Source organism: Aeromonas sp. 5HA1, assembly GCF_029237245.1.
GTDB classification, from domain to species: Bacteria; Pseudomonadota; Gammaproteobacteria; order Enterobacterales; family Aeromonadaceae; genus Aeromonas; species Aeromonas salmonicida.
The window spans coordinates 178,720-194,466 of record NZ_JAACFW010000002.1; the positions used below are offsets into that span (position 1 = coordinate 178,720).

Sequence of the window (15,747 nt, forward strand, 5' to 3'; positions counted from 1 at the left end):
ATGTGTTAATGAGCTTAATACGTCCTGTTAATGCAATAATTAGATAGGCATTTCGATGTCGTTACCTATATTCGATATTGTCAGGGATGAGACATCCAATCTATATGTCGTCATTGATGTAAGTCAGTTTAATGGTGGCGTTGATTACTGGAAGTCGTTACATCATAGATGTTCAGAGGATTGGCGCTTATTGCCCAATGAACATGATGTACAGTGCTATCCAGGTTCTGAGTTACTGCTGCTCTTTATCGAAGAAGGTGCAGCAACGGAAAGTCTGCTGTTGTGGCTGTTGTCTCATGAACGTTACCCTGAAGTGGGTATTGTGCTGCTGACGACAACAGCCGGCATCGATGAGGTTCGGCAAGCTTGCATTGCTCGCCATGCCTGTATTTACCCGGATGGACGACATGTCTTTTTCCCCTTTCACGAACCCACCCTGCTAAAGACATGGCTAGCAATGGCTGACTTGCCAACAAGGCAGCAGTTTGAATCGCCATTTCTGGCGATGTATGTACCTGAGGTGGTCGATGCAAGTTATTCAACGTTGCAATTTGAATGTCTCGGAGAGTCAACCTCGTATACCAACCTGCCTTCAAAAGGGTATGAGAACAGACTGAGTACCGAGAGTTATCGAGTGCTGACCAATCAGGCTCGCTATCAATATTTGGCCAAGACCCTGTTTATCCGAGCCAGCGAGTATTATCCCTTTGAGTTGAGTATTGAGTGGCTGGAACGACGCTTTATCAGCGGTATTGCGTTGGCAAGGGAGTTATATCCCTCTGCATCGGAGGATGAGAGGGAGTCCTGGTCGGCGCATCGCTGGATTATAGGCTCAGATTATTATCGGCACCCTCAGTTTATTAAATTGGTTTCTCACTATTCGTTATCGATGGCCATTAAAAAATTCAAGATGGATGCTGCGCTGGTCAGTGATTCACGGGCCCATTTCCATCGACATGAATGGCTGTTTGGCCTGGTAGGCGATAAAGGAGCGTAAGGCGTGAACGCAAGCAAGATGATGATATCTGGCAAGTATCAGGATGATGACTGGCAACAGCTGCTTGATGGGCAAGGTCTGTTCATGTTTGCCGAAGCGGCCATCAACGAGGCTGTGCCTGGCCTGGCAGAAAAATGGGGCGGTAGCCTTGAGCAGACCAGGCTGTATTGGGGGGAGACGGGAAAGCTGCATAGCACTATCTCCCCCTATCTCATCCCTGTTCATCGACACAATTGGCCAGAGCTTCAGCGCCTTGTAACCCATCAACCCGGATGGGGCCTGATGTTTCAGCTCGACTGGTTCATGCTGGCGTATACGCCGCTCCAGCAGTTGCAAGCATTGCTGGCACATCTGCGGCAGTGGTCCTGGATAGATACACCTGAACATGAGACCGCCATCTTGCGGCTCAGTGACTGGCAGGTGGTCAAGCCCCTCTTGATGGCAAGCTCTCCTGCCGAAGCCACTGCGCTGTTTGGTCCTATCGCCAAGATTATCGATATATCACCGGAGGGTGGTTGTGATTATCTCCAGCTTATTGAACGGGTCGAACATGACCTCGCTGGGCGTGCTCCGCAACAGTTATCACCCGCACAGTGGACTGCATTGAACTCGCTGTCAGACAGCGTTGCACACGATGAGTATGTCGCGCATATCCAGGCGCATCATCAGGTGGTTAAGGGGTGGCAACCAGAGCAATTGTTTTCTTTCGTCAAAGAGGGTGAGCGAGAAGCACTCTCCCATGGATTCAAAAACCAGCAGGATGTTATTCGCTTCTTGAGTTTAAAGCTGGAAATGCCAGTGGGCTTTATGGCGCTTCCCTGGGCAAAAAAAATCATGGCTGAACCGGCTGAATTAATTGGGCAGCAAAGCCGCATGGATAGGCTATTTGAGCAGGCCCTTCACGCATTGGATAAGGGATAGGTTGAGGGACTCATGAGTAAAAATAAAACAGCAAGTCTGATGTCCAGCGATGAAGCTGCCAAACAGAATTTTTCGACAGATAACATCATCTCTGGTGGTTGCGTAAAATGTGGTTGCGAAGTCACCATTCATTATCACTATGATGATGGGAAACCCGTTCCTAATGCGCCATTTGTCCTGACCGACAGTAATGGCACTGTTATTAAAGGCAAAACCGATAGCAAGGGATTATGCCGAATTTATGATATGGGCTGCGAAACCTTTGAGTTGTTACTTGACGAAGGTAGCGATGATTTCAAACCCCAGGAAACTGTGCAAAATAACCCGGTGTTTCAATCCAACCCCGCTTATGCTGCGTTGGCTGGTGAATACTTCACGTTATTTCTCATTCTGCGTCAGCAAGGATTGATTGAGTATGACGCCTCTGACAGTGATGCAGATGAGGTGGATGTCGATGACGTCGGCATGCTCGGTGGAATTTTCAATAGTGTTCCGGATAAGTACAACCAGGCTTACAAGCGCTTTTGGGCGCTGGATAAAAAAATTAACAAGGGCAGCCGCGAGCTCAAAGTGGCGGTCAACAAGATACACCATAGTCTTGCCGCTGAATTGGGTGACAAGGCCAGTAGCAATGAAGCTGTGCTCCTGGTGTGTGAAGTACTGCTGGGGTTTGTTCCAGTGGTCGGTCAGGTCATCGACCTCTATTCCATCGGTGAGTGGGGTTATGTCTCCTACAAGGAGCCGGTGAAGCTCGATGATAATATGCATCTCGCAGAAGGCGCGCTGTGCCTGATTGGCATCATTCCAGGCTTTGGGGATGCCATCAAAATCAGTGGACGAGCCATTATCAGGGCATTGGGGGATGTGAAAGAAATCCAGAAGGCGATACGAATTATTCGTAGCCTTTCCAATGGCAACCTGATTAAAGGATTGATGAAGCTGCGTGCCGAGATAGCGACATACGGTCAACAAGCCAAAGCCATCTTGCTGCAGGTGATTGCGGCATTGAAGAAAATGCTGATAGACCCGGCGAGCAACCGCTGGCTGATTGCCATGATGAAGGAGCAAATTACCGGGATTATCCATGCACTGGAAAAACTCTCGGCAAAGTTTGACGCATCACTTGCCTATATCGCTGCGAAATTTAACGAATTTATTGGCAAGGTGGTGACTCGCGTGACGAGCTCGCCTAAAAGCAAACTGGTCGATGCGCCACCGAATAGCGTCAACGCTGGTCGTAACACAGGTGATAGGCATGCTGATAAACCACACGCCGACACAACCCAAACCGGGCAGGCAGATGGCAATAACTGCGCTCCCACAAAAACGTGCCAAAAGAAAGGTGAGCCAGTCGATATGGCCACCGGTTTCGTGTTTGAACAGCGTGAAGATTGGCGCCTGGCCAGCTTGTTGCCGGTCGGATTGGCCCGTTACTACCGCTCGGGTGGGCAACGTCGTCCGGGTATTCTGGGGACCCTCTGGCGCACGGAATGGGACATGTCGCTGGAGCTGCAAGAGGGCATGGTCATCTTCACCGATGGCGAGTTTAACCAGGCCTTCTTTATCCTGCCTGACGAAGGTGAATGGGCATACAGCCCCTCCAACCCCGAGTGGCGGTTGACCCGTATCAACGGTCTGCTGCAACTGCACCATCTGGATGGCCGTCGTTATGGTTTCGAGCATGCCCGTGGCCCCCATCTTTATCTCACATCCATGAGCGATGCCAGTGGCAACCAGGTTCGTTGGGTGTGGGAGCGGGGCCGCCTGGTGCGAGTCTTGTTGGCCGATGGCCGCCATATTCGGGTCAGCCATCAGGGGCGCAACGTCTCTGCGCTTACCCTGGTGGTGTCAGAGTTTGACCCACCTCGCGAGCTTTCTCGTTATGAATATGACGACAGCGGCGCCTTGCTGCGGGTCAGGGCGGGTGCCGGGCGCAGCTTTGATTACCAATACTCGCCGCAAGGGTGGCTCACCCGTTGGAATGACCTGGCCCAAACCTGGGTCGAACACGACTATGACTCGCAAGGCCGCTGTCTGGCCAACCGCTGTGCAGGCGGCTATTGGAAAGACCATTTCAGTTATGACGATGCCAATCTCACCAGCTATTACCACAGCGCTTTTGGTGGCGTCACCGCCTATGTGCGCGATGAGCGCAACAATATCTTGCTGCGCCGTGAGCCGGATGGCGGCGAGACCCGCTTTGAATGGGTGAACAATCAGTTGGCGGCACTGGTCGACCCCTTGAGTCAGCGCACCGAGTTTGAACGCAACGCGTGGGGGCAAGTGACTTGCGTGACTTTGCCCGATGGCAGTGCCCATCGTTATGGCTACGATGACGCAGGCAGGCTGCTGGCCTATATCGACCCACTCGGTCAGCCTTGGCAATACAGCTATAACCCTCAGGGGCTCGTTGAAGGGGTGACCAACCCGCTGGGTCAGTGCTGGCGTCATGAATATACTCCTCAGGGCTTGCTGGCTGCGGTAACCGACCCGGTTGGTCAGCGCAGCCAGTGGCATTATGGGGAGCAAGGTTTGCCGGTTCGTTACGAGCCAGCTAACGGCGCCCCCTGGCGGTTTGTTTATGACCAGCAAGACCGTCTGGTCGCCCGTTATCAGGAGGACGAACAAGGCGCCCTTGTACGCCGCTGGGAGTATCGTCACCACGCCCGGCAACCCAGCAAGGTCATCTATGAAGATGGTACCGAGAGTCGCTTCGATTACGACATCGAAGGCAATCTGGTACGGCTGACCGATGCGCTGGGCCATCACCACCAACTGACCTATGGCGCCTTCGACAATCTTCAGAGCGTAACTGACCCGCTGGGTGCCACCACGCGTTATCACTACAACACCGAGAGCGAGTTTGCCGGTGTCACCAACAGCCAGGGGCATCACTGGCGTTATGAGTTTGATGCCTGTGGCCGGGTCGCAGCGGAAGTGCACTATGACGGGCGTCGCTATGACTACCGCTACGATGTGGCGGGGCAGCTGGTACTGCGCCGGGCACCGGATAATCGCGAGCTGCACTATCACTATGATGTACTCGGGCGACTGGCTCGAATTGAAGCCTGGCGTGCCCAGGGCGAGCTTAATGACCCGACGGCGAGTGCAAAAGAGAGTGAAACTCACTTTGCCTATGATGCCGCCGCTCGTCTGCTGCGGGCCAGCAACGCCGATGCGGTGGTGGAATACGAGTGGGATGCACTGGGCCGGGTGGTCTGCGAGCGCGTCAATGGCGAGACGATAGAGAGCCATTATGGCGAGGCGGGCCAGCGTGAGGCCATCACCGGCTTGCTGGCGCCGCTGGGGCTGTCCTGGCAGCAAGGGCGACTGACCCAACTTACTGTGGGTAGCCGCCAGCCCCTGCAGTTTGCCCACAACCGGCAAGGTCGCGAACAGGTACGTCAGAGCGAGGCCGGGTTTGCCCTCAATCAAGGGTGGAGCGCCACCGGGCTCTTGCTCTCTCAATCCCTGGTGCCAGCAAGCGGCGCCGTGCCAGACACCCTGTCGCGTCACTATCAGTATGATGCCCTTGACCGGCTGGTTGGGGTCAACGACAGCCATTGGGGCGAACAGGGCTGGAAGCTCAATGGCAACGGCCAGGTGGTGGCCGAGCGCAGCAAGCGCGGCCACGAGCGTCAGGCCCGGCTGTTTGGCTATGACAGCGAGCTGAACCTCTGCGAGCTCGCCCATATCCTGCCAAGCAATGGGAAACCGTTGTCCAGCCAGCAGGCTCAGGCCGAGCCCCTGCGCCGTTATGACGCAGCGGGTAGGGTCAGTCAGATTGGGCAAAATCAGTACCGCTACGACAAGTGCGGGCGGCTCAGTGAGAAGGTGGTATCACGCCCCGGTTTCCGGCCCCAGACCACCCAATTTGAGTGGGATGGCTTTGACCGCTTGCAACGGGTCATTTTGCCCGATGGTAGCCGCTGGCGTTACCGTTACGACCCCTTTGGTCGGCGTATCGGCAAGGAGCGGGAGGGTCAGGTGAGCCAACTCACCGCAATAACCCGCGTCCACTATCGCTGGGACGGTGACCAGCTGGTGCAGCAACAAAGCTACCGGGCCGATGGCAACGCCGCCCGTCAGGTGCAGTGGGTCTATGAGCCGGGCAGCTTCAGGCCACTGGCCCAGTGGGAAGCTGGTGAACAGGACGAGCGTCTGCACTATATCGTGACGGACGTGGCGGGCACCGCCCGCGAGCTGTGCAGCGAAGCCGGTGACATTATCTGGCGTGGTGAACAGCGGCTGTGGGGCAACTATCGCGCAGATGCCATCCCTCAACCGCTCAGGCGCTTCCTTGGGGATGCCGCTAACGAAGAAACTTACTGCGAACTGCGTTATCAGGGTCAGCTCTATGACCAGGAGACGGGGCTTTACTACAACCGTCACCGTTACTTTGACCCTGAGTTGGGGCAATATATCTCGCCAGACCCGATAGGTTTTGCGGGAGGGCTTAGGCCACAGGGGTATGTGCATAACCCGCTGGAATGGGTAGATCCACTGGGGTTGGTTTTAGGAAAAGGAAGGCCAGCCTCTGGTTGGAGTTACACAAATATGCCAACCATTAATGGATACCAAAATCACCATGTAATACCTCGTTCCATGGGGAATCACCCGGCCTTGAAAGCTGCGGGATTTGATATCGATGCACCTAAGAACTTGATTTACTTACCCAAGGACAGAAGTGTACATGATGTTCGCAGTATTCATAATGGTTGGAATAAATCCCACTCTGAATACAATATAAGCATGAGGGAGCAGCTGGATGAGATATACTCCGTTGGAAAAGAGGAAGGGTGGACACAGAAACAGTTCTCTGAAGCTATTGATGACTTGAGGAGGGATACAAGGCAGGGACTCAGAAGAGGTAAGGTATGTTGTGGATAAATGAGAAGGGGGGGGTATGTTTTATAAAATGAATAGTTTTTACCATAGGGATATATGCTTTGAGTTTTCTGAAAAAAATGAAATCTCCTATTATGAGGTCTTAAGTGGAAAGAGTGCCGGTTGTTCTTTGTTTTTTTATGAAGTAGATGTGATAGATGATAGAATGCATTGCTATGATATCCTTCCCACACTAGGGCCTTTACTGGTGAGTCAACGTTTTGTTGATGCACTATCTGGGCTAAAAGGCGTGAATGTTGAGTTCATCTCTACAATAATATCCGACTCCAATGGGGCTTTTAATAATAGGTTTTATGCTTTTTTTGTTTTGGATAAATATGAGTGCGTTGATATGGAGCGATCCGATATTTCATATAAAAAACTCGGTCCAAAAACATTCATGGTAATAGATCGCTTGGTTATAAATAAGGAAAGGGTAAGTGGCGCAAAAATTTTTTCCCTCAAAGAAAAGAATGGTTATATCATCATTAATGATGAAGTGAGCGAGGCACTTACAGGTCTAAATGGTATTGATTTAATACCCGTCTGTGATTAACGGCAAAGTGTACAGATCTTGTTATCACCTTACACCGGCATATTGCCGGTGTTTTTTTACAGTCACTGAGCTAACAGAGCTGGAAGGTCAATGGCAACGGTCAGGTGGTGGCCGAGCGCAGCAAGCGTGGCCGCGAGCGTCAGGCCCGGCTATTTGGCTATGACAGCGAACTGAACCTCTGCGAGCTCTCCCATATTCTCCCCAGCAATGGGCAACCGCTGTCCAGCCAACAGGCGCAGTCCGAGCCCCTGCGCCGTTATGACGCTGCGGGCCGGGTCAGCCAGATAGAGGGCACAATCAATACCGCTACGACAAGTGCGGACGGCTCAGTGAGAGGGTGGTATCACGCCCCGGTTTCCGGCCTCAGACCACCCAATTTGAGTGGGATGGCTTTGACCGCTTGCAACGGGTCATCTTGCCAGATGGCAGCCGCTGGCGTTACCGCTACGACCCCTTTGGTCGGCGTATCGGCAAGGAGCGAGAGGGTCAGGTGAGCCAACTCACCGCAATAACCCGCGTCCACTATCGCTGGGACGGTGACCAGCTGGTGCAGCAACAAAGCTACCGGGCCGATGGCAACGCCACCCGTCAGGTGCAGTGGGTCTATGAGCCGGGCAGCTTCAGGCCGCTGGCCCAGTGGGAAGCTGGTGAACAGGACGAGCGTCTGCACTATATCGTGACCGATGTGGCGGGCACCGCCCGCGAGCTGTGCAGCGAAGCCGGTGACATTATCTGGCGTGGTGAACAGCGGCTGTGGGGCAACCATCGAACCGATGTTATCCCACAACCGCTCAGACGCTTCCTTGGGGATGCAGCCAACGAAGAGACCTACTGCGAGCTGCGCTATCAGGGGCAGATTTATGACCAGGAGACGGGGCTTTACTACAACCGGCACCGTTACTTTGACCCGGAGTTGGGGCAATATATCTCGCCAGACCCGATAGGTTTTGCGGGGGGCTGAGGCCACAGGGGTATGTGCATAACCCGCTGGAGTGGGTAGATCCGCTGGGGTTGGCGGGATGTATTTTAAAAAAGAGCTCTCGCTCTGATTGTGATTATGAACTCGATGTTGATAGTTCGGTATATCCACAAACCACTCAACATATTCAAGAAGCTATGGATAATGGGCATCCATACATCGTGACAATTGATAGGTCCGGTGCAAAATCTAATAGAGCGAAAAGTCTTAAAGGGATTAAAGCCAAACCAAATTTAGATCGAGATGAGTGGCCAATGGCAATGTTTGAAGAAGGTGGTGTCGGTGCTAGTGTGAAGCATATCGACCCGTCTGATAATAGAGGCGCAGGTTCCAGTATAGGTAAAGCACTTGCAGACCTTCCTGATGGCACTAAAGTACTCTTTAGGATTAAGTGATATGATTGAAGAACATAAAGTTGATTTGTTGGTATCTCATCGTCAGATTAGGCTTGAGAATAGGCCTTTTGATGATGCCTATTGTGATTGGGGGACGGGAAATATCCGTCAAGGGTGTGTTATTAATGATGGCTTTGTAATATTCGACCCCATTGTTGATGGCACTTTTGGTGCATATGTACACTTCTCTGTTGTTAGCAGATTTGAGGTCGATGTGGATTGTCAGAGATGTATAGTGACGAACTTTCACTATACTAGTGAGTTTCCACTTGTGATATCTTCAGCTTTTGAAAGAGTTGATTTAAGTGTTTCTTTGGAAAGTGGCGTTTACAATCTTTATTTTGAAATAATAGAGAAGGACGAAGTGTATTATAAGTTTACAATAACTGAGTCCAGCCAGGCTTCAAGAGGGGCTTTTTATGTCATAAATGATGATTTTGGTGGGGTTGAAGGTTCCACCGTCTATCCAGGTAAAATAGATGATTGACTATATGTTTTTGAATTAAATTCAAAAGCATTCTCTTGTGATTTAATGTCGGTGTTGTACCGGCATTTTATATTTTCCTTAATATTGTATTAGCTGACAATCCTGGTATGGCATTCAGTAAGAGTAAGGTCGTAAGATGTATGTTTTTAACATGCAGTGAGAGTTAAATATGGTTGAGCTTGTTTTTTCTCAAAAAATAACAGAGCAGGACATGAAGGAGTTTGAGTCAATATTTACAATGACTATTCCAGATTCATTTAAAGAACATTATCTCAAGATAAATGGAGGGTTTGTTTCAGAGGAGGATGTAGAAGCTGAGCTATGGGGCTTGCCAGCAAATGGTTTTAATCCAATTAAATATGGTCAGCTGACTATTGAAGAACTAATAGAAGATATTCATGAGATAGAACCAAGCGATATGCAGTATGGTTCTTGGGAGCCTAATAGATTTTTACCTTTTGCTTGTGATTTTGGTGGTAACACCATATTTATGTCGTTGAGAGATAGTGATTTTGGTGAAATATATATTTATGCTTCGGACGGAAATAACATATGTCATGTCGATTCGAGTTTTTCATCCTTTTTGAAACGCCTATATAAAATGGATTAGTATTTTTCGAAAAAAATTTGTGGGGAATCTTCAGCAGTACAATCTGTACAGATCTAAATAACTGATCCTAATAGTGCTACACCTTCGCTGTGCCATAGCCATTCCCGGGGAAAGGAGACACGGTATCCATGAAGTGTTTCACTCGAGCCAGCAGGTTGGCCATTCCTCTGCATTGATGATTGCGTGTGATGGTTTCATGTAACTTGTGCCACAGCCTTCGATGTGATTAACCCAAGGACTGTAAACTGGCTGGAATACCAGGCAGAACTTGGGATTCTTCTTCAACCATCGCTCGGTCTGCTTGCTTTTGTGAATGATGTAGTTATCGAGGATCAGCGTGATGGTTTTGGCTCGTCGGTAGTGGTGACGCAGCTTTTCCAGCATGGCGATAAACAGCGATGAGTTTTTCTTTATCCCGCTGACGTAAAGCACTCTTCCGTTGCCTGCATGGAGAACGCCTGCCAGGTAATGTTTGGCGTTCTGTCCCGGTGTGACAACCCGCTTTTGCTGCGCTCTGAACATCCAGTCGGCCCCTAATTTGGGATTGAGGTCTATATCGACTTCATCCTCATAAAACACCGGATTAGCGGCATCACAGCGGGCCAGTGCAGCGTCGATATTCGCCATTTTCTCCTGATAAGCGGGGTCTTTTATCCGCAAGGTCGGCACGGGCCTGCGCCAGACAATGCCCATACGAGGTAACCATCGGCGGAGCGTGGAGGCTGCCATATTGAGGCCTGTTAACCGATTGATTTTGATAGCCAATAGTTCGGTACACCAGCGGCTGCGCTGATAACCAAAATCTTGCGGAGAAAACTGCATGAGCAGCACCAGTAAGGTGACTATGTTGGCAACAGGCAAGACCGGTTCACGACCAGCCGGTAAGGCTTCTAGAGCCCCCACACCTTCATCCCGATACCACCGAAGCCAACGGCCGATGGTCGAGAGAGCAGCGCCGGTAAGGTGATGAACATCAGTGATAGTGCGTCCTTCATGTAACAGCAAGATGGCCATCAAGCGACGAGCATGCCCTTTATCACGTGTGGCATGGATGATTTTGTGAATGCGGCGCCGCTGTGGCCGTGGCAGGGGTGGTAGGATAGGCATCAACTCAGTCCTTTGGGTGTGGCTTGTATTGTTTGGCGACTAATGAGATCGCACAAACTGGACTGAGTTCCCTTCCTCCAGTGATCTACTATTCGGAACAGTTATTTAGTTATCACCTTACACCGGCATATTGCCGGTGTTTTTTTAACAGCCACTGGGGTGAACAGGGCTGGAAGCTCAATGGCAACGGTCAGGTGGTGGCCGAGCGCAGCAAGCGCGGCCACGAGCGTCAGGCCCGGTTGTTTGGCTATGACAGCGAGCTGAACCACCTAAACAAGGGTGTTAAGAGGGTAGGCTAATATGGTCGTTAGGAAAAAAGACTTACAAGTTGATACTGTTTTCTCTATTGAAGTTCCGGAGTATGGATACATTTTGGCTCAGTTGAGAGAAGATTGTTGTATGGATTTTTTCGATAACCTGAGAGAAGATAACTCATGGGAAGGCGAGGATCTCAGCACTGCCCCCATTTTATTCACCATTGTGGTTGCGGCACATAGGCTATTAAAACTATTCTCAATGCAAGTGATAAATATAGTTAAAATCAACGATAGACCACAGCCTTCAATGAGTTTGGCATTCAGCTCAGAGGTAAGGCCGTCTACAGGGCTGCCTGGCCTAAGACTTGAAAAACATGGTAAAATATATGATCCAAATAATGTTGATGTGATAGTGCCTTTGTTGGATGCTGAAAAGCACCGTGATATATTATATTCATTTGAATGCCATGGCGTGGTGGGGAAGTCAGACGTTTTACTAGAGCGTGTTAGCAATTTTTATAAAACAGGAGTTAACTGGGACAAGCAAAAGGAAATATTATATCCGGAACTTCCATTACCTCCTAAGGGATATGTTAAAATAACGAGTGATACTCTTGTTGAAGTATGATCTTTGCTAGTTTTAAAATGCATGGGATTATATGCTTGCGACTGTTTTTATAGGTATTTAATTTTTTTGAAAAACGCTTAAAAGGTTGATTTTGTATCTATGGAGTTTATAAAACCTTATAGTAGTGACGAAGGGGTTTGTTGTGATATCGTTCTGGAGTGTTTTGGCAATGAACCAATTGAAATTATCAATCTTGAGTGCTATGCGCTTGATGATAAATTCAAAGAAGAGGTTAAGTTCATTTATGAAAGTCAATTGGAGATACAGCGGAGTGTGATCGCCGGTGTTACTATGTATGTACGTAAAAAGTATCAGTCTAATAATCACAACTTCAAGTTAATGAAAGTTTATACATCTCACGATGTTAAGAGAGAGTTTGGGCTGTTATTTAGCTGGGGGGGGGATACAGAGCATGGCATTGGCGTGAGAGTAAAAGACGATGGTGTTGTTATTGATATTGGACCTGCGGAAACATCATTTAGATAGTTTGATATATAGGTTAGCATGAAAGGTTACTAGCCCTGACTCTGACACGTTGACAAGGATGATTAACTTTATACGAGGCTTATCTCATCGTTTAGTAATTTAACCACCTGATAGACAAGGCTAATAGCTAGGGAAAGGCGCCGTATCAGCTTTATGCCCATCAGGTGGCTGCGTAGCATAACGGATCAGCCTGCAATACAGCAGTGCCTCACCCGTCACTTTTTCACTCTAAGAAGAATTTTCTCCATGACACACCGAGCCTTATGGCTGGCGCTGGCAGCCAGTATGCTTGCAGCCTGTACCTCCACTACGTCATTCACTGATGCTGAGTTATCCCAAGCCGCAAAGCAGGGAGATGGCCGAGCCCAGTATGAGCTGGCTAAACGTCTGGCAAACCAGCCCGATTACCCCAACGCTATGCATTGGATGCAGCAGGCTACAGAGCAGTCGGGTCCTTTGGCCGCCGATCAGCAGATCCGTGCTAACGCAGCATGGCAAATCGGTGACTGGTACCAGGCTGGGCTCGGTGAGCCCAAAAATCCGGCGCTCGCTACACTGTGGTGGCAACGTTCGGCTCGTCTTGGCAACACCAATGCCAGCTATCGGTTGGGACTGATGTGCCAGGAGCAACATCAGGGAAAACTGGTCAGTGAATGCCTCGATTGGTTTGAGCAAGCCGCCAAGCGGGATCATGCCGAAGCTCAGTTGATCCTGGCCCGGTGGTACAGCCAGCAACCGGGGGCTGATGATGATGCTGTCAAATGGTTAGAAAAAGCGGCAGAACTGGGTAATCGTGATGCCCAGTACCTGGTGGGCGAGCGTTATGAGCAAGGCAGAGGGGTAGCCAAACGACCAGACCTTGCTCAACGCTGGAATGACAAGGCTGCTGCTCAGTTGCAACGGGATGCGCTGTTACTGCAAGCTAAACAGGCGCTTCCTTGCAATGCTTTCGCTGCCTATCAGCGCGCTGCCAATGCGGGTTCTGCCGAGGCAGAGCTTTGGCTAGGGATGACTTACCTAACGGGAGAAACGGTCCCAGTAGACCCGAACTTGGGACGTTACTGGCTGGAGCTGGCTGCAGGGCACGGCTCCCATGAAGCCGAGTACCAACTGAGCTTGCAGCAGGTAGACCAGAAGCAGCAGATTTACTGGTTAGAGAAGGCAGCTGACGGTGGTGTAACCCAAGCATTGTTCGAGCTGGCGGAGCTACAGCATAAGCAAGGAGCCCTTGAGCAAGCCAGAGCCAGCTATGCCAAGGCAGCCCAACAGGGCTACACGGCAGCGCAATACGCCTACGGTGAAATGCTGCGTTTGGGGCAAGGGGGAAAAGAGGATTACACGCTGGCTCTCAAGCAGTATCGCTTGGCAGCCCAGCAAGGTGACTGCATGGCCCAATACCGGATGGGGACACTGCGTGAGAAAGGCTTGGGGGCGCCGCGCAATCGGGTGCATGCCTATGCCTGGCTCTCATTGGCAGCCACCGAAGGGATGCCTGAAGCCGTGCAGGCGCGTGACGAGCTGGAGGCAGCCATGACCAAGCCAGAAGTAAAGCAGGCTCAAAAGCTGTCCGAGCACTGGTTTGGCAAGATGTCATCAACGGCTAAGAAAAGCTAAAAAAAGAACATAGAAGGAAGCGGCCCATCAGGGCCGCTTCCTTCTTATTCGGTTGGTAAATTATCAGTCACAAATTGAGCCCAGGCATCCATCATTGGCCGCCGTTGGTCTAGCAAGTCAGTCCGATGGTAAGCCGCCTCAACTTTGTTCTGGATAAGGTGTGCGAGCGCTCGCTCAGCCAAGTCTCTGGGATAGCCTTGTTCGCTACACCAGTCCCGGAACGTGGAGCGAAAGCCATGAGCAGTGGCCAGCCGTTCAGGCGTCGTGCTTGGGGCCTCGACTCTTCTGAGCAAGGTGGTCAGAGCCATATCCGTCAGTGGCACTTGTTTACGTGGAGACGGGAAAACCCATTCACCATGAAGCCCCCGCACCTTATCCAATACAGCCATAGCCTGAAGAGATAACGGAATTCGGTGAATGACTTGGGTCTTCATCCTATCAGCCGGAATGGTCCATATTGCAGCCTCGAGGTCGAGTTCTTCCCAGCGCATGCTTCTGGCCTCGCCAGAGCGGCAGCCGGTCAGGATCACGAACGAAAGTAGGGCTCGGCTGACATCAAAACGCTCGTAGTTTGCCAAATGCTTGTGGTAGAACTCAGGCAGTATGCGCCAGTCCATAGCTGGTTGGTGCTGGGTGCGAATTGCTTTACTGGGCTGCAGTGGCAGGAGCTTATCCACGACATCTACAGGGTTTGCTTGGCAGAAGCCATGAGCCCAAGCCCAAGCCATCACTGCATGTAGCCGCTGCTTCACGCGGGTGGCGGTTTCCGGGATCGCCAACCAGATAGGCTGTAGTACGCTGGCTATATGCACCGGAGTGACGGTGTTGATAGGCTGCCGACCGATGATCGGGAAGGCGTATTGCTCTAGGGTCGAGATCCATTGCTTCCCATGTTTGGGATTACGCCAGCCTGGAAGTAGCTGTTGGTGCACCTGGCGAGCCGCAATTTCGACTGTGGGTATCGTAGGCTTACTGGCTTCTTCTTTCTTCATCTCCAAGGGGTCCAGCCCTTTGGACAGTTGCTCACGCATCAGACGAGCCTGGTTACCTGCATCTGCAACCGAGATTTCTGGGTAGGAACCTAAGCCAGCATTACGGCGTTTGCCGGTGATGGGACTGACATATCGCAACACCCACTTTCCTTTTCCTTTTATCGTAGATGGATGTAACGCCAGGCCTGTGATTCCCCCATGAGGGAACGGCTTATCTTCTGGTTTTAAGCTACGCGCCTTGGTATCGGTGAGTGTCGCCATGAGGTCACCTCTGTAGATGTGAGTATGCCAATCAGTATGCCATTGCATATAGGTTTTGATGATATAAGATTGAAATGGATTGGACGATGTTTATATATAAGATATTGATTTGAATTTACTTATTGAAATTGTGTGGATGGTTTTAGACTGTGTTATGGCGGGCTGTCTCTCCGCCATTCAGTTGTCTAATGCAAGCCGACAAACATAAAAAGCCCGCATCGCTTCAAGCATTGCGGGCTTTTTGTTGCCTGTGTTGATAGGCGTTAGAGCTCTCTAGACTGACCTGATGGCATCAGATAGTCATCTTGTTCCCAATGGGGCACTCGGCGTCAACTGTGATGACACATCTTGTGTGTCAGCCAAAAGACATAAAGGGTTAACCTCATATGTGGTTAACCCTTTATATCTGGTGCCGGTAAGAGGAGTTGAACCCCCGACCTTCGCATTACGAATGCGCTGCTCTACCAACTGAGCTATACCGGCGTGTGGCCAGATTCCCGAAAATGCAGGTTCAAGTCAATGAGCCTTTCTCACTTTTATGAGTTGGCTCATTGTGTTACGGCCAAACGA

General features: G+C 50.6%; 13 protein-coding genes, 1 tRNA gene and 1 pseudogene. 11 read left to right on the forward strand and 4 right to left on the reverse strand.

Annotated elements, in window-relative coordinates; genetic code table 11:
- The first annotated feature begins 55 nt into the window (after nucleotides 1-55).
- The gene (locus GWQ27_RS03120; RefSeq protein WP_275906645.1) at nucleotides 56-997 is read left to right on the forward strand and encodes a hypothetical protein; all 942 of its coding nucleotides are present in this window, start codon (nucleotides 56-58) and stop codon (nucleotides 995-997) included.
- A 3-nt stretch (nucleotides 998-1,000) separates the two neighbouring features.
- Nucleotides 1,001-1,918, forward strand: a complete 918-nt coding sequence (locus GWQ27_RS03125) for a DUF4123 domain-containing protein (RefSeq protein ID WP_275906646.1) — start codon at nucleotides 1,001-1,003, stop codon at nucleotides 1,916-1,918.
- A 378-nt stretch (nucleotides 1,919-2,296) separates the two neighbouring features.
- Here GWQ27_RS03125 and GWQ27_RS03130 read toward each other — a convergent pair whose 3' ends face one another.
- Nucleotides 2,297-3,004 (reverse strand): hypothetical protein, encoded by a 708-nt coding sequence (locus GWQ27_RS03130; protein WP_275906700.1) that lies wholly within the window; start codon nucleotides 3,002-3,004, stop codon nucleotides 2,297-2,299.
- On the opposite strand from GWQ27_RS03130, the gene GWQ27_RS03135 reads away from it, so the two are divergent.
- The 6 genes from GWQ27_RS03135 (at nucleotide 2,975) to GWQ27_RS03160 (ending at nucleotide 9,832) form a co-directional block, all read left to right on the forward strand.
- On the forward strand, nucleotides 2,975-6,808 hold the full coding sequence (locus GWQ27_RS03135; protein ID WP_275906698.1) for an RHS repeat-associated core domain-containing protein: 3,834 nt from the start codon (nucleotides 2,975-2,977) through the stop codon (nucleotides 6,806-6,808). The genes GWQ27_RS03130 and GWQ27_RS03135 overlap by 30 nt on opposite strands.
- A 16-nt stretch (nucleotides 6,809-6,824) precedes the next feature.
- Complete coding sequence (locus GWQ27_RS03140; protein WP_275906647.1) at nucleotides 6,825-7,361, forward strand: DUF1629 domain-containing protein; 537 nt, start codon at nucleotides 6,825-6,827, stop codon at nucleotides 7,359-7,361.
- Between the two features lie 337 nt (nucleotides 7,362-7,698).
- A complete protein-coding gene (locus GWQ27_RS03145) occupies nucleotides 7,699-8,322 on the forward strand; it encodes an RHS repeat-associated core domain-containing protein (protein WP_275906648.1) in 624 nt (207 codons plus the stop codon).
- Nucleotides 8,323-8,336: 14 nt separating this feature from the next.
- On the forward strand, nucleotides 8,337-8,735 hold the full coding sequence (locus GWQ27_RS03150; RefSeq protein WP_275906649.1) for a NucA/NucB deoxyribonuclease domain-containing protein: 399 nt from the start codon (nucleotides 8,337-8,339) through the stop codon (nucleotides 8,733-8,735).
- A 1-nt stretch (nucleotide 8,736) separates the two neighbouring features.
- Nucleotides 8,737-9,222: a competence protein ComJ gene (gene comJ, locus GWQ27_RS03155; RefSeq protein WP_275906650.1), complete on the forward strand. Its 486-nt coding sequence runs from the start codon at nucleotides 8,737-8,739 to the stop codon at nucleotides 9,220-9,222.
- A 169-nt stretch (nucleotides 9,223-9,391) separates the two neighbouring features.
- The gene (locus GWQ27_RS03160; RefSeq protein WP_275906651.1) at nucleotides 9,392-9,832 is read left to right on the forward strand and encodes an SMI1/KNR4 family protein; all 441 of its coding nucleotides are present in this window, start codon (nucleotides 9,392-9,394) and stop codon (nucleotides 9,830-9,832) included.
- Nucleotides 9,833-9,908: 76 nt separating this feature from the next.
- Here the strand turns inward: GWQ27_RS03160 and GWQ27_RS03165 are convergent.
- Nucleotides 9,909-10,939, reverse strand: a pseudogene (locus tag GWQ27_RS03165) (IS630 family transposase).
- 300 nt (nucleotides 10,940-11,239) lie between these two features.
- On the opposite strand from GWQ27_RS03165, the gene GWQ27_RS03170 reads away from it, so the two are divergent.
- The 3 genes from GWQ27_RS03170 to GWQ27_RS03180 all read left to right on the forward strand — a co-directional run bounded on the left by GWQ27_RS03170 (nucleotide 11,240) and on the right by GWQ27_RS03180 (nucleotide 13,924).
- The gene (locus GWQ27_RS03170) at nucleotides 11,240-11,824 is read left to right on the forward strand and encodes a hypothetical protein (RefSeq protein ID WP_275906652.1); all 585 of its coding nucleotides are present in this window, start codon (nucleotides 11,240-11,242) and stop codon (nucleotides 11,822-11,824) included.
- A gap of 99 nt (nucleotides 11,825-11,923) precedes the next feature.
- Nucleotides 11,924-12,310 (forward strand): hypothetical protein, encoded by a 387-nt coding sequence (locus GWQ27_RS03175; RefSeq protein WP_275906653.1) that lies wholly within the window; start codon nucleotides 11,924-11,926, stop codon nucleotides 12,308-12,310.
- A gap of 246 nt (nucleotides 12,311-12,556) precedes the next feature.
- Entirely contained in the window at nucleotides 12,557-13,924 is a 1,368-nt protein-coding gene (locus GWQ27_RS03180) for an SEL1-like repeat protein (protein ID WP_275906654.1), read from the forward strand.
- A 44-nt stretch (nucleotides 13,925-13,968) separates the two neighbouring features.
- Here GWQ27_RS03180 and GWQ27_RS03185 read toward each other — a convergent pair whose 3' ends face one another.
- Together GWQ27_RS03185 and GWQ27_RS03190 are read right to left on the reverse strand one after the other, a co-directional pair.
- Entirely contained in the window at nucleotides 13,969-15,177 is a 1,209-nt protein-coding gene (locus GWQ27_RS03185; RefSeq protein WP_275906655.1) for a tyrosine-type recombinase/integrase, read from the reverse strand.
- 407 nt (nucleotides 15,178-15,584) lie between these two features.
- Nucleotides 15,585-15,660: transfer RNA gene (locus GWQ27_RS03190), tRNA-Thr, on the reverse strand.
- Between the last annotated feature and the right edge of the window lie 87 nt (nucleotides 15,661-15,747).

Coding starts and splice junctions, on each gene's coding strand:
- GWQ27_RS03180 (WP_275906654.1), top strand. CDS start 12,557: ATGACACACCGAGCCTTATGGCTGGCGCTGGCAGCCAGTATGCTTGCA.
- GWQ27_RS03140 (WP_275906647.1), top strand. CDS start 6,825: ATGTTTTATAAAATGAATAGTTTTTACCATAGGGATATATGCTTTGAG.
- GWQ27_RS03160 (WP_275906651.1), top strand. CDS start 9,392: ATGGTTGAGCTTGTTTTTTCTCAAAAAATAACAGAGCAGGACATGAAG.
- GWQ27_RS03120 (WP_275906645.1), top strand. CDS start 56: ATGTCGTTACCTATATTCGATATTGTCAGGGATGAGACATCCAATCTA.
- GWQ27_RS03175 (WP_275906653.1), top strand. CDS start 11,924: ATGGAGTTTATAAAACCTTATAGTAGTGACGAAGGGGTTTGTTGTGAT.
- comJ (WP_275906650.1), top strand. CDS start 8,737: ATGATTGAAGAACATAAAGTTGATTTGTTGGTATCTCATCGTCAGATT.
- GWQ27_RS03135 (WP_275906698.1), top strand. CDS start 2,975: ATGAAGGAGCAAATTACCGGGATTATCCATGCACTGGAAAAACTCTCG.
- GWQ27_RS03185 (WP_275906655.1), bottom strand. CDS start 15,177: ATGGCGACACTCACCGATACCAAGGCGCGTAGCTTAAAACCAGAAGAT.
- GWQ27_RS03170 (WP_275906652.1), top strand. CDS start 11,240: ATGGTCGTTAGGAAAAAAGACTTACAAGTTGATACTGTTTTCTCTATT.
- GWQ27_RS03130 (WP_275906700.1), bottom strand. CDS start 3,004: ATGGATAATCCCGGTAATTTGCTCCTTCATCATGGCAATCAGCCAGCG.